The following is a 12,156-nucleotide window of genomic DNA, read 5'->3' as shown; positions in this document are numbered from 1 at the left end:
CCGACACCCGTTAAGATGCCGGCCAATGAAGGGGGAGAATACAAAAAAAAGGTGAATAATCCGAACGGCAGGATTTGAACCCACACTACTTGCTCCCAAGGCAAGCGTGCTACCCAAGCTACACCACATCCGGTTAATTGAATATGCGGGCAATGATTTCCACCTTGCAAGGCGCTGCACAGTACGGCTCATTTAGCGCCTATCATGCCTACGTTTTAGCGTCTACTGGTCTATCTGACCCTTTACTTAGGACACATCCCTTATAAAGTCTATTCCGCCACCGCATTTAATCTAAGAGACGCAACCGCCGAACCGTATAAAACCATTGACAGCTGCGTCTCTACACTTATCTCACACTATCATTTTAACAGGGGTTGACATGGCAAAAACGGTCATCCAAGGGTCAACAATGCGTCAACCTGTATAAATCTTTGAAAACTCTTCTACGGCCTGAGCCCTCCAACGATCAAAAGTCTTACGAGAAATATGCAGTTCCTCAGCGGCATCAAGGACAGGTATCCCGTCAATAAATCGTAACTTCAACAACTTGGCGTACTCTGGCTTGTACTGCTCTAAGGCCTTAAGAGCTATATCCATATTCTTCACTTCTGCCTGCAGATCCTGAAACTCAGCCAATCGTTCAAGTATCTCGTCAATATTATCTCTGACCTCGTACCCTCTTGCCGCAATAACCTTCTGAATTTTATCTTTCAGTTCCTGAAGTAGCTCACTATCCTCGTCATCCATAACATTCACAGGAACGGCTCGCTTCTGTGCTTTAATTCCAGCTGGATAACGTGTCATATAAGCATTTGCTGTCTGCTCCAACTTCTGCTCATGCTTACTCAAGTACATATAGCTTGGCATTCTCCGAAGACGTGCATGCAAATCTTGAAGCTGATCATCTTCGTTCAGACGTGATACTGTAATGCCTGCCCCGACGCTGTAAGTTGATAAAGCCTGTAATATTGCTTGCTTTTGTCTATAGCTAGAAAGCTGCTCAATTGCCCGTTGTTCGTTCATCCTCTGTCCCTCCTTTGCTGCCGTGCTTAGCTATCCGTACTGCTGCTATCTGCCTGATCATATTGTCGATCACGATCAATGCAATGAAAACTAATAAGGCCGTTAAATACGGATGTTGTACCGCATATTGAGTCATTTTTTCTTCACCCCTTCTTCGCCTTTGCATTTATGTTTATCGAAATATGATAGGGAATAACGTTTCCGGCACTTTTTACAAACTTTAAGCCTATACTGGTATGGTCTAGGATTCTTGTACATAGGCTTCACGCTGCTTTCTTCATGCATAACGTTTTGTTCTCCCTTCCATCCTCCACCATTTCGCCTTTCGCCCATGCCTCAGGCTATATTCTTCAGCAGCCTCCTGAATCAAAGAGAGAGACACTCCTGGTTCGTGGTAGATGATCTGCAATAACTCTGTATCCGTAGCCTGCTTCCAATTCATTTCGGCTTCACCTGCTTCTCATAGACTTCTTCCAACCATTCAGTCATCATGATCATTTGCTTCATAGCCAGCCGGTGGTCGTTATATTTCTTGCACAGAGCTCCAGCAGAGTCAGCGACCCATTGCCAAAACTCCGGTTTGTCCATGCCGTATTGCATAGCTGCTTGATTGGCCTGTCCGATCCACGCCTGTACATCCGCGAAGAATGCTCCGTAATCCATAGGCTACAGCTCCTCGATCCGGATGTAGATGCCAGGAAACGCAGCCCAGAACTTTTCAGCAATCAAACTGACTATTAATGCATCGTCCTTCCAGAAACCACAGGCTGTCATACAATCAAGCAGTAGCTTCTGACTGTTATCAATATCTGGCTTAGTATGCTTGTATTGCCCATCAGCAGCTTTGCCAGTGAGCGGGAAGCACCACTTCACGATTAACCGGACTCGATGAATATATGGCTTCGGCGGTACATGCTGTCCCAGGTGTGCCATCAGCTTCGCTCGAGCAGCCTTCAACTCTTCTGGTTCATAAAAGACAGGCTTATTATTTACAACTGCTACTTGCTTCTGCTGGTGTGTGATCGTCGGGACCTTCTTCATCGGCATAAAAAATTCAGTCATCCAAAACCATCTCCTCGTACAAGTTACACCGTAAACAATCATTTTCAGCAAATTCTTGAGGGTGCTTTGCTCCTTTACACAACGGATAAGGATCTTCGTTTTCTCTATAGCAACTAGGCTTCAACTTTTCATTACGTTCTTTTGATCGGCCCCAAATCTTCACCGTTTCTCACCTTCCATTTTTTTGCTTTTACTTTTGCGGCGGTTGCCTCATAAATTTAGGGGAAGGGGGAGGGGGATTTTTATACCCCCTCCCTTATTCCTTATATATTTATATATAGTGGTCTCCGCCATCGGCGGCGGCAATCATACCGTATCAAAATCCCCGCAACTTATTGCAGAATTGCAAAGACCATATTTCGCAAATTGCGGCAATCATTAAATAGTGATACTTGCAACATTTTGCAACGACCATAAAATCATGATTGCCGCCGCGATTATTCATCTTCTTTATCTTCCTTTTTGACTATGCGGAAACCGATTGATCGATCAATTTCATAACCGTATTTCTTGACCCAGTCTCTCACAGTACGTTCAGCTACCTCTTTTCCGGTCGAAGAATACCATGCAATGACATCCAATACCGTAGGTGGTTCCCCGAAATTGCAGTTATTCACTACTTCCTCAAATTCCTCGGCCTTGCTCCGGCGCTCCTGCTTTGCTCTATCCTTCCGTTTGTTGGTCGCCTTTTGCCACGGTGGTGTTGAAGATTCCCCTTCCGGATCGATGTCCTTCAAACTGCCGACATCATCCACCTTATGGATCGGATACTGGAACCACATGTTGACCGGCTCGAACTTGGCATACTCCCGTAATGTGCCCTCCACTCGCCATGCAGAGCGTCCTTTCACTGCCTTAAGTACCTGCTCTATGGTCGGCATGATGTTAGTCATGACCTGTGGCATAGCTCGCTTTGCGTGATCCTCCATCGTTTTGGCGCTGAGCTCGTCATCCTGTGAAACATGCTCCTGCAGATATGCAGGGTTATGCTGCTGGAACAACTGCTTGTACATGGCGCATATCGCCTTGTTCTCTTCCTGCTTCAGCAATGCTTCCGTTACATCCAACTCTACTAAGTCGATCAGCGCGTCCGGATCCCGGGCAAATACACCTGAACCAGAAGCACGATCCATTGACTTCTTATTGCCTTGCGAACCTTTACTGTGATGATGACAATAGATAACACTCGCGCCTAGTTCTGTGGCTACCTTATCGAACTGGTTCGTAAAGTGTGCCATTTGGTCAGCGCTGTTTTCGTCACCAGTAAGAACCTTGTAGATCGGGTCAATAATAACTGCGATGTACCCCTTCTTCGCTGAACGCCTGATCAGTTTAGGAGCTAGCTTGTCCATAGGGACTGTCTTACCACGAAGGTTCCAAATATCGATATTTCCGATATTCTGCGGCGGAAGCCCTAGCGCTTGATACACGTCTTTGAAACGGTGTAATGCGCTGGCCCGATCAAGCTCCAAGTTGACATACAACACTTTGCCCTGTGTACATTGCCAGCCTAGCCATTTGCTACCTTCTGCTATGGCTATACAAAGCTCAATCAACGCGAAGGACTTGCCTGCCTTGGATGGTCCGGCCATGAGCATCTTATGCCCCTGCCGTAGTACGCCCTCGATCAATGACGGGGCCAATGTCGGCATATTATCCCAAAAATCTGTTAGGCTCTCCGGATCCGGAAGATCGTCATTAATCCCCTCAATCCATTCATGCCATTCCGCCCAGCTTGTTTTGCCAATGTTCGTATCCACAATGAACTGCTTCTTGCCGTTTCGCTCGATGCCGGGCATACGAGAAAGCCGGGACGGATTACGATTCTGATTGTCTATATTCAGGCCGTTCTTTTTGCAGACATTGTATAGGTAGTCCACCCGTTTCCGATATTCGTCATAGTTGGCTGCTTCCACTCTTACAATGGCGTGGAGACTCTTACCACCGCTGTACACCATGACTGCGATCGGCAGCTCCAACTCACGCATGATGGCGTTCTGCTTCTCGATATCCATCGTGTCAGATTCAACCAAGGCATATCGAAATTCAGACACGTTCTCATTTTTTACACCTTTACCGTCTAGGGGATTGAACCTGATCCACGCACCTGCAGCTGGATCATAATCACCTAACACGCTACCGATATCACCGTCACATTGGTTAAGCAGCTGGATAAGTTCCCCGGCCGTCCGGTCCCATGCCCCTTTAGTGGGCAGATACTTGCCTTCATCGTTTTGCCAAGTGTCCACGACATAACCAACTTGCTCTGACGATTCGAACAATGTCTCAAGATAGGTTGTCAGCTGCTGCACTGGATTCCAAGCAGCCGGCTCATGAATCTCCTTGCCCTCGATCCAGTTTCGATCTACAACAACATAATCACCGCCGGAAATCTCGTCATCCCAGCTGAGCTCCCGATCTTCACGATCAGCAGACCGCGGCATCCATCCGTTGTCCTTCGCCATTTGGGTAATCGTGGCCCCGGTAACCGGATTGGCTGTACCCTCGAAGCTCGTCCACTTCTTGAAGCACTCGCCCGGATGGTAGCGTCCTCCGTCCCGTTTGCTCCAGTCGTCCCAATCACTAGCCGTGTAACCTTCATATTTCAGCGCCATGCCGACGTTGACCCATTCCTGGTAACTTAAGAAGGCGGGGTCAATGTAATCAAGCAATGCTATAAGATCGAGTTTATGTTCCATACTCATTGACCTTCCCAATTCCAAAGTCCCTGCTGCCCCTTGGCCGGGATAGGCTCAGTTATCCGTCGTACCGTGCGCAATTCCCAAGCGTAGCGCCCTTCCTCATACCAGCCAAAGGCGAATTCGTCTCCCTCAACGTGCATTGCTATTTCGCCATTCTGATTTACTGAGCCAGCAAAACTGTCTCTGGCAACTGTTATCTGATGCACTTCTTCCAAATTGCACACGGTCACTATTGCGCCAGTAGGAAGGTTATTCGCAGTGTATCCCTGCCGTTCCAGCGCTCTGCTGATCTCCGGCTGCATGCAAGCTTCCTTATCGATCTTCTTACCAGCATGTATTGCAATCAGCCCTCTATATTTCGTAGGCCAGCTCCGTGTCTCAAATCGTTTCTCGCCAAGTGCAATCAACGTCGCCCAAGGCTGATGAATTGTAATAGCCTTCATATTTATTCACTCCCCGTACTGTCCTAAATCGAACGCCTTTTTATTCCAGTTATAGCTTCAATATATCCAGCCAATTCAAGTTGTCGCTGTGCTTTCCGGAATACATAATCGATATTTTCGCCTGCTTTGATGGTTCCGTCAGCTTCAAGATGCTTATTCGGAATCCAGACATTCTGGTTAGTGCCACCAAGCGTAAAACGTTTTGCAGCGTATCCTTCATAATTTCGCTTGATCAGTTCGAGGCGGATCCCTTTATATGTCTGTATCATAAGCTATTCCCCGCGATACTCTTTCGGATTGACGCCATCCGGCACGCGCCATCCATTACCAGCGATCCGATCGATCAAGCGCTTGGCTGTTTCAAATGACCATGTACCAACATGCTCGAAGCCTCGCTGTTCCAAGAAACGGATCTGCTTCGGTGTGGTTAGACCTTCAGAACGGCGCTTGTCCAATCTCTCCAGCAGCTTCGTTGCCTTACCTGCGTTGTCGATTTCATCAGGCATAATTCCGAGTTTCTCGAGCGTCTTAACTTGCGCATCACTTGGTGGCGCCATTTCCCAACCAAATGAAGGTACATAGCTGGATAAGTCTTCTGCCTGAATACTCATTTCGAATTGCAGCGGATCCACTAGCTTACGCTTCCGACGCTTCATTTCTTCGAGTTGCTTGGCTAAGGCTTCCTCACGCTGCGCAATCACATCTTCTGCAGCCTGCTTCTCTACGGCTTCAAGATCCAGCGGAATGCCTGCCTCCTCGATCTGTTTGGTCATGGCCTGAGCGATTTCCTCATTCTCTGCGATCAGATGGGCCGGATGACACAACTCGTGCCGTTCTGTATGCCACAAGAAATCTAATAATAGTAATTCAGTTTTTCCAGGGTATAGCCGGGTACCGCGCCCGACCATCTGGCTGTATAAGCTGCGGACTTTTGTCGGCCTCAGTACGACGACACAATCCACGCTTGGGCAATCCCAACCCTCTGTGAGCAGCATGGAATTGCAAAGTACGTTATATTTACCCTTGTCAAAGTCTTCAAGGACTTCTGCTCTGTCCTGTGATTCCCCATTTACCTCGGCAGCTCTAAATCCGACCGCATTTAATATAGAAGTAAACTTTTGACTGGTTTTTACTAATGGGAGGAATACAACAATCTTCCGATCCTTTGCTACCTTCCACATTTCTGCGGCGATAGAATCAAGATACGGGTCCAAGGCGGTGCCCAGGTCACTGCTTTTGAAGTCTCCAGCCTGCTGCCCTACAGCGGACAAGTCCAGCTTAAGAGGAATTGTCATGGCCTTGATCGGGCTCAGGAATCCTTCCTTGATCGCCTTCGGTAGCGTGTATTCATACGCCAAGCTCTCGAAATAGCTGCCCAGGTTACGCATGTCGCCCCGATCAGGAGTAGCTGTCACGCCCAGAACATTCGCCTCTTTGAAATACTGCAGCACCCGTTGATAGCTGTCTGATATGCAATGATGCGCCTCGTCGATGATGATTGTATCGAAATGGTCGACTGCAAACTGCCGCAACCGCTTGTCTCGCATCATCGTTTGTACACTGCCAACCACAACCCGGAACCAACTGCCAAGAGATGTCTGTTCTGCTTTTTCTGTAGCACATCCTAATCCGGTAGATTTGGCTAACTTGTCGGCTGCCTGATCCAGCAGCTCTCCGCGATGGGCCAGGACGAGCACACGCTCGCCCAGCCTAACCCGGTCTTCAATTACTTTGCTGAATACAATTGTTTTACCGCAACCAGTCGGAAGGACAAGCAATGTCCGCTGTACGCCCTTTTCCCACTCCGACTGGATATTTTCACGCGCTTCCTGTTGATATTGTCTAAGTTCCATAGCCGCCTCCTAAAACTGACCAGGCGTGAAGCCTCCGCCTTGCTGCTGAGCGCCGGGGAATGGGGCCTGAAATTGTTGTTGCTGATTATATTGCTGCTGTTGCTGTGGTTGTTGGTTCAACTCTTCGTAGGAATAGAATGATTTCACTTGATTGTTAGTTTTCTCTTGACCGTCATTGCCCATGAACTTGTTAATCTCTAGTTTTAACCGCCCCTTGGAACCAACAACAGTTTGCCAATTCATGCGTAGCGGCTCACCTTTCTTCTTCTGTCCGATACCTGCGAAAAAATTAGATAGCAAACCTTCTGTTTTTGTATGAAGAAATAGATTATGGAAGATTACTACATTGCCGTGTTCTGGGGAATGTACTGTAATCTCAAGCTTAGCTTGGTTACAAGCTGGCATTTTGGCACTGCCTGCAAATCGCCCGCGTTCAAATTTCGTAACCGTGAAATTATAGTCACCTGCAGGAAGGAGTATAAAGTCTCCGCCATCCTTCTGAATCTCGTCATCCCAGCTAAGTTCTCGTTCGATGTTGTTTTGAGTAGTCATGTATAATTCCTCCTGAATGATTTATTAAAACGGTACATTTTCCCGTATTTCACAAATAATTGCGTAAACTTGATTCCATGCCGCTACCAGTACTCCTTCAACAAAATCCAGTGGATAATCTGCAACTGGCATATCCGCCGGAAGATACTGTCTCTTGGCTACCGCCGCCTGAATTTCTGCCTCGGTCACCTGATTTTGAATCATCAGATCACGTAGAGGGCCATAAATATTAGGATTAAGATCAGACTTTTGTTCCGATGAAGTTATCGGCGGTTGTGTCGGCACGCTTGCTGGAGACGCGGTTTCCATAGGTGGAGCAGTTTGAATAGGCGGTGGAGTCTGTGACGGTTGTGTAGGCGCCTGCTGCACTGGCTGATTGAAGATATGAGCAATATGGCTGTAATCCAATGGCAATTCGTCCGGAAGGCCGTGGCGGTTTTTCGCATCCCAAGCGGGGTGATGTGTGGTGTACATGGTCCGCGCCCCACCTTGAGCCTTATTCTTCTTGCCTTCTTTGTCAGTTGCTACGCTGAACGTTTTATAATTAATGAAGAGGACAATATCAGCCCATTCCTTGACGAGTGGAGCTGTTCTGGAACCTGTCTTAGCCCCCAACTTGAGTTGATAACGATCGTATGCCCCCATCTCGTCCGGCTGCTCAAATTTAATAATTTGCGCATGGGCGGTTAGAATAACGTGGATACCTGCCTCTACTACATCGCTTAGAAGATTCAAGAACCGCCCGATCTCCTCCGCAACATAGATATATCCCTTGCCGTACCCAAAGTCCTCGACACCGTTTTTGTTGTGAGCAGCACATACGCTATCAACGCAAAGCATTTCTGCCCAATCAACTGTGTCAATAACGAGTGAACCGAAACGAGCTGGGCCTTGCTGCTTTACCCATTGAGCCTGCTGCTTGAGCATTTCCCAGCTTGACGGTTTCGGCAGGCGTTGAACATTCAACTGCTTTGTCGAACCCTCTGTATCGATGAACACAGGATTTGGAAACTGAGCGGCCAGTGAAGATTTACCAATACCCTCTGGACCATACAGCACAACTTTTTGGGCAGTCTGAACCGTACCGCTAATAATCTCAAACATTAAAATTCACCCGCTTTCCAAGACGGTGCCTGAGCGTTCCATCCTTCGCCAGGATCGATCTCACCCGGAGGCTGCTGGAGTTGAATACCTTCCTGTCCTGCGACATAGCCGTCCTCGATAATGATGCTGCACTCCTCGCCTGTGCTGACACGGGTTGCAATCGCCTGTAAGCCTTCCTGCTCCAACCAATCTCCGAACTCACGGAGGCTATCCATATCCATCTGCTCAAGCTTGTCCAGCAGGATAAATCCGCAATCCGGTTTGAGCTTCCGCACGATGGCAGCGGCGACCTTGAGTTGATCGGCACCGCTCATGTTGTCCCAGCGCTGGCCGTTATAGAGCAGCTCTCCATCTTCTACAGACAGTCCTGGCAGCGGAAGATCCGCGTTGGTCAAAAGATCCGTTTTCTGCTGGCGTACTGCGTTGATTTCAGAAGTCAGCGTGTCGTATTGCTGGCGGTAATCTCCTGCGTCCGTTTCCGCTTTGTCCTTGTCCAGATTCGCTCGGACCTTCCGGTTGATCTCGTCGATCTGGCGAATGTTGGCTTCCAATTCTGCAGTAGATTCGTCGTGCAAGTCGATGGCGTCTTTCTGAGCAACGGCCAAGTCTGCCTCAAGTTGTTGAGACTTCAAGATGGCATCGTCAAGCAATCTCTTTAACCGCTCGACCTCTTCCTTTTGGCTGAAATGCGCTGCCTGAATCTGTTCCAGTTGCTGACGCTTCCGCTGATTTTCCCCGTTACGCGCTAGAATCTCCTGCTGCTGCCGGATCAGCTCCGAAGCGGAAATAGGCTCCTTCGGTGCATCTGGGAAATACGGTTTTTCCTTGGCAAACTTGGCCTTTTGGTCTGCTATCTGGCCGATAGCGTGCCGTCGGTTGTAAACCTCCTGCTCCTTCTGCTCCAACTCATGAAGCTGGTTACCAACGCCAATGATCTGCAGCAGAATGTTGGCCTTCTCTTTGCTTGTGGCGTTCAAGAACTTAGGAAGGTTGATTGCCAACTCTTCCACGAAACTATCCAGGAGCTGCTGTCCTGCTTTTTGCCCACTCGGATCGATGACCTTGAGGTCACTGTTTTTGCCCTTGCGCTCCACGACTAATCCGTTAGATAGAGTCAGCCGTAAGAACGGCGGCACTACTGATCCTTCCCGTTCAGCTTGGGAAGGGCGATACTTATTACCGCCCAAGGCCCATGCAATGCCATCCAGAACACTTGTCTTGCCTTGCCTGTTCTTGCCGCCGACTAATGTCAGTCCGCTTGCTGTCGGCTCAATCTTGACCGCTTTGACGCGTTTTACATTTTCGATTTCTAGCCTATTGATTTTAATCATTGCTTTCTCCGTCCTTTTTCCTTCTTATTGGAATGGCGTTTTATAATAGAATCGATATTATCAGTCATCGAGAAGATGATAGTTCCATTGCTAGATCTCAATTTATGCCAAGTCCGGGCTACTCCCCAGATATCTAAGACTTCTGCAGTTTCACCCGATTTCAACTTGACCACATCGCCTTTGAAGCAGATCATTACACCTGAATCCCGGTGATTTCCTCGAACACATCGGCGTCAAAGTTAGGAATGCTCTGAACAATGATCTTTTCATGATTGGATAGCGATTCCCAGAGATTAGCCCATGCCTGCTGATAATCAATCCGATTCCCTTCATCGTCAGTCACGCGAAGTCGCCGGCAGATATACCCAACTTCGCTATATCTGAATTCATCACGGCTAATAGGGCTTGGTTTATTGAATAGAAGGAATTCAGGTTCAATAGAACAAAATACACCGGAAGAATAATTGCATGAATTGAAATCGCCGCTGTTGTAGTAGCCGCTGTTGCTGTCGCCGCTGTTGTAGTAGCCGCTGTTGCTGTCGCCGCTGTTGTAGTAGCCGCTGTTGCGGTTGCCGCTGTTGCTGTCGCCGCTGTTGTAGTAGCCGCTGTTGCGGTTGCCGCTGTTGTAGTAGCCGCTGTTGCCTAATCCTGTATTCCCTCGGCCAAGGTTAACCATCTCCAGAACCTCATGCCAACTCAGTTCACGAACAATGCGGATTTTATTGGTTACAGACTTGTCGTCGCCACTTTCTACCTCTCCAAGCGCTTCGACCTCAGCAACCTTGTTGTCAATATTGAAATCGTAGTAATTGAAGCAGTTAGCCAGCTTCTCGCAAAAGTGAAATCCTTCATCGCAAAGCTCCATATGACCTTCATGTGTGAATGTTTTACCTACTTCGTACTGAAAGCCACGGCATGTCCAATCCGGATTGAACACTTTAAAACCCTTGACAATATTGTTTTCCATTGATTTTCTCCTTCTGTCAGTGTTACACTGACCATAGAATAGTTTGTTTTTTGCAGCTTCTAGCGGCTCCTACCCCGCAGGAAGCTGTTTTTCATTTAAGCGAGATTTCGTATTAATGTATTGATTTTCAAAACATCTTCGCAATTGCTCCGACTGTGCTGTGTCGGCCAGCTGCCGCAGATTACAGCAAACTCTCAAACGTTGCTTGCGACCCAAGTTCCTCACCTCCTTTCAAGCTAAGTAAGCGGTCCAAACACCGGATTGGTGCAGCCCTACGAACTTTTCAAATGTAATCCCGTAGCGAACATTTATAGATTGATGAACATAATAAGTACCAAGCTTGTCCAGCAAGTTATCTGGTATCAGCATCGTCGTTCACCTCCCTTCAAGGGTTTTATAGATCTTTGTCGAATATTAATATCAACAATTATTTTGTTGAGGTGAGTTTTTTGAATAATTCGATCGCAAAACTGATAAGGATGCAAGAACAAATAAGAGTTGCGATGTTACCAGCGATTAAAGCTCAAGAACAAATTTCCTCAGTTATTTCACCAGCCTTGAACCAAATTAACTTAGTTCAAGATTCGCTCCTTCCGTTGATTGAAACAATTAACAAAATTCAAGAGGATCAATTACGAGCTGCTAAAAAAGCTATTAAGCTTGCACATCTAAACTTAGAGACATTAAGTCCCACACTTGAAGCGCTAACTAAAGCTACAAATCATTTAACCAAGGTCCCTGATGCTGTGATTCCTAAAATTGATGAATTGTTTGATTCGTTTGAACCAATACTTGAAGCTGAAGAAATCGAAAAGCAGAACCAAAATATCAACATTACAATTAACTACAACACAACAACGACATCAGAAAAGTGGACATGGGATCGTATCTTATATCTCGTTCTTGCAGTTTTGCAGTTCATTTACCCGTTCTATTCGGAATACAAAGATTCTGTAGAGAAGAAGGAAGAAAAGGAAATCAGAATTCAGCAGCATAACGAAATAATTGAAAAATTCAATGAGCTAATATACACTATTCAACCTCTAATTTCTGAACATAACTCCGAAGAAGATGCTCCAGATCTTGATAATCCTGAACGATGATTTCAAATTGCTCAAT

Annotated in this window: 15 protein-coding genes and 1 tRNA gene; 1 reads left to right on the top strand and 15 read right to left on the bottom strand. The window is 47.1% G+C overall.

The genetic code is table 11. From position 1 onward, the window contains the following. Positions 1 to 59: 59 nt before the first annotated feature. From ABD014_RS06150 to ABD014_RS06080, 15 genes are all read right to left on the bottom strand, one after another. A tRNA-Pro gene (locus ABD014_RS06150) sits at positions 60 to 133 on the bottom strand. A 281-nt stretch (positions 134 to 414) separates the two neighbouring features. Beyond that, complete coding sequence (locus ABD014_RS06145) at positions 415 to 1,023, bottom strand: ECF-type sigma factor (protein WP_343858773.1); 609 nt, start codon at positions 1,021 to 1,023, stop codon at positions 415 to 417. Continuing rightward, on the bottom strand, positions 1,001 to 1,159 hold the full coding sequence (locus ABD014_RS06140) for a hypothetical protein (protein ID WP_343858771.1): 159 nt from the start codon (positions 1,157 to 1,159) through the stop codon (positions 1,001 to 1,003). The genes ABD014_RS06145 and ABD014_RS06140 overlap by 23 nt, the downstream gene beginning before the upstream one ends. Before the next feature lie 141 nt (positions 1,160 to 1,300). After that, the gene (locus ABD014_RS06135) at positions 1,301 to 1,465 is read right to left on the bottom strand and encodes a hypothetical protein (RefSeq protein ID WP_343858768.1); all 165 of its coding nucleotides are present in this window, start codon (positions 1,463 to 1,465) and stop codon (positions 1,301 to 1,303) included. After that, positions 1,462 to 1,686 carry a hypothetical protein gene (locus ABD014_RS06130; protein ID WP_343858766.1) on the bottom strand — a complete coding sequence of 75 codons (225 nt, stop codon included), beginning with the start codon at positions 1,684 to 1,686 and terminating at the stop codon, positions 1,462 to 1,464. The genes ABD014_RS06135 and ABD014_RS06130 overlap by 4 nt, the downstream gene beginning before the upstream one ends. Positions 1,687 to 1,689: 3 nt before the next feature. Next, the gene (locus tag ABD014_RS06125; protein WP_343858764.1) at positions 1,690 to 2,085 is read right to left on the bottom strand and encodes a RusA family crossover junction endodeoxyribonuclease; all 396 of its coding nucleotides are present in this window, start codon (positions 2,083 to 2,085) and stop codon (positions 1,690 to 1,692) included. 437 nt (positions 2,086 to 2,522) lie between these two features. Beyond that, positions 2,523 to 4,784: an AAA family ATPase gene (locus tag ABD014_RS06120; protein WP_343858761.1), complete on the bottom strand. Its 2,262-nt coding sequence runs from the start codon at positions 4,782 to 4,784 to the stop codon at positions 2,523 to 2,525. 2 nt (positions 4,785 to 4,786) lie between these two features. Next, on the bottom strand, positions 4,787 to 5,230 hold the full coding sequence (locus ABD014_RS06115) for an ASCH domain-containing protein (protein ID WP_343858757.1): 444 nt from the start codon (positions 5,228 to 5,230) through the stop codon (positions 4,787 to 4,789). A 23-nt stretch (positions 5,231 to 5,253) separates the two neighbouring features. After that, positions 5,254 to 5,499: a hypothetical protein gene (locus ABD014_RS06110; protein ID WP_343858755.1), complete on the bottom strand. Its 246-nt coding sequence runs from the start codon at positions 5,497 to 5,499 to the stop codon at positions 5,254 to 5,256. 3 nt (positions 5,500 to 5,502) lie between these two features. Beyond that, a complete protein-coding gene (locus tag ABD014_RS06105) occupies positions 5,503 to 7,083 on the bottom strand; it encodes a DEAD/DEAH box helicase (RefSeq protein WP_343858753.1) in 1,581 nt (526 codons plus the stop codon). A gap of 9 nt (positions 7,084 to 7,092) precedes the next feature. Next, positions 7,093 to 7,635 (bottom strand): hypothetical protein, encoded by a 543-nt coding sequence (locus ABD014_RS06100; protein WP_343858751.1) that lies wholly within the window; start codon positions 7,633 to 7,635, stop codon positions 7,093 to 7,095. Positions 7,636 to 7,659: 24 nt separating this feature from the next. Next, a complete protein-coding gene (locus tag ABD014_RS06095; RefSeq protein ID WP_343858749.1) occupies positions 7,660 to 8,739 on the bottom strand; it encodes an ATP-binding protein in 1,080 nt (359 codons plus the stop codon). Next, positions 8,739 to 10,070 (bottom strand): AAA family ATPase, encoded by a 1,332-nt coding sequence (locus tag ABD014_RS06090; RefSeq protein ID WP_343858748.1) that lies wholly within the window; start codon positions 10,068 to 10,070, stop codon positions 8,739 to 8,741. Before ABD014_RS06090 ends, ABD014_RS06095 begins: the two co-directional genes overlap by 1 nt. Before the next feature lie 193 nt (positions 10,071 to 10,263). Beyond that, positions 10,264 to 11,037: a DUF7666 domain-containing protein gene (locus ABD014_RS06085; RefSeq protein WP_343858747.1), complete on the bottom strand. Its 774-nt coding sequence runs from the start codon at positions 11,035 to 11,037 to the stop codon at positions 10,264 to 10,266. Positions 11,038 to 11,268: 231 nt separating this feature from the next. After that, positions 11,269 to 11,406: a hypothetical protein gene (locus tag ABD014_RS06080; protein WP_343858745.1), complete on the bottom strand. Its 138-nt coding sequence runs from the start codon at positions 11,404 to 11,406 to the stop codon at positions 11,269 to 11,271. Positions 11,407 to 11,486: 80 nt separating this feature from the next. On the opposite strand from ABD014_RS06080, the gene ABD014_RS06075 reads away from it, so the two are divergent. Further along, on the top strand, positions 11,487 to 12,140 hold the full coding sequence (locus ABD014_RS06075; protein ID WP_343858743.1) for a hypothetical protein: 654 nt from the start codon (positions 11,487 to 11,489) through the stop codon (positions 12,138 to 12,140). The last annotated feature ends 16 nt before the right edge of the window (positions 12,141 to 12,156 follow it).

Origin of the sequence: Paenibacillus motobuensis (genome assembly GCF_039521865.1) — a bacterium.
GTDB lineage: Bacteria > Bacillota > Bacilli > Paenibacillales > Paenibacillaceae > Fontibacillus > Fontibacillus motobuensis.
The sequence above is the reverse complement of the archived record's forward strand: the minus strand, read 5'-3'. Positions and strand labels throughout refer to the sequence as shown.

Bases quoted from the DNA above. Each gene is read 5' to 3' on its own strand.
- ABD014_RS06085 (WP_343858747.1), bottom strand. From the start codon at position 11,037: ATGGAAAACAATATTGTCAAGGGTTTTAAAGTGTTCAATCCGGATTGG.
- ABD014_RS06145 (WP_343858773.1), bottom strand. From the start codon at position 1,023: ATGAACGAACAACGGGCAATTGAGCAGCTTTCTAGCTATAGACAAAAG.
- ABD014_RS06115 (WP_343858757.1), bottom strand. From the start codon at position 5,230: ATGAAGGCTATTACAATTCATCAGCCTTGGGCGACGTTGATTGCACTT.
- ABD014_RS06110 (WP_343858755.1), bottom strand. From the start codon at position 5,499: ATGATACAGACATATAAAGGGATCCGCCTCGAACTGATCAAGCGAAAT.
- ABD014_RS06095 (WP_343858749.1), bottom strand. From the start codon at position 8,739: ATGTTTGAGATTATTAGCGGTACGGTTCAGACTGCCCAAAAAGTTGTG.
- ABD014_RS06135 (WP_343858768.1), bottom strand. From the start codon at position 1,465: ATGAATTGGAAGCAGGCTACGGATACAGAGTTATTGCAGATCATCTAC.
- ABD014_RS06100 (WP_343858751.1), bottom strand. From the start codon at position 7,635: ATGACTACTCAAAACAACATCGAACGAGAACTTAGCTGGGATGACGAG.
- ABD014_RS06140 (WP_343858771.1), bottom strand. From the start codon at position 1,159: ATGACTCAATATGCGGTACAACATCCGTATTTAACGGCCTTATTAGTT.
- ABD014_RS06105 (WP_343858753.1), bottom strand. From the start codon at position 7,083: ATGGAACTTAGACAATATCAACAGGAAGCGCGTGAAAATATCCAGTCG.
- ABD014_RS06120 (WP_343858761.1), bottom strand. From the start codon at position 4,784: ATGGAACATAAACTCGATCTTATAGCATTGCTTGATTACATTGACCCC.
- ABD014_RS06080 (WP_343858745.1), bottom strand. From the start codon at position 11,406: ATGCTGATACCAGATAACTTGCTGGACAAGCTTGGTACTTATTATGTT.
- ABD014_RS06090 (WP_343858748.1), bottom strand. From the start codon at position 10,070: ATGATTAAAATCAATAGGCTAGAAATCGAAAATGTAAAACGCGTCAAA.
- ABD014_RS06130 (WP_343858766.1), bottom strand. From the start codon at position 1,686: ATGGATTACGGAGCATTCTTCGCGGATGTACAGGCGTGGATCGGACAG.
- ABD014_RS06125 (WP_343858764.1), bottom strand. From the start codon at position 2,085: ATGACTGAATTTTTTATGCCGATGAAGAAGGTCCCGACGATCACACAC.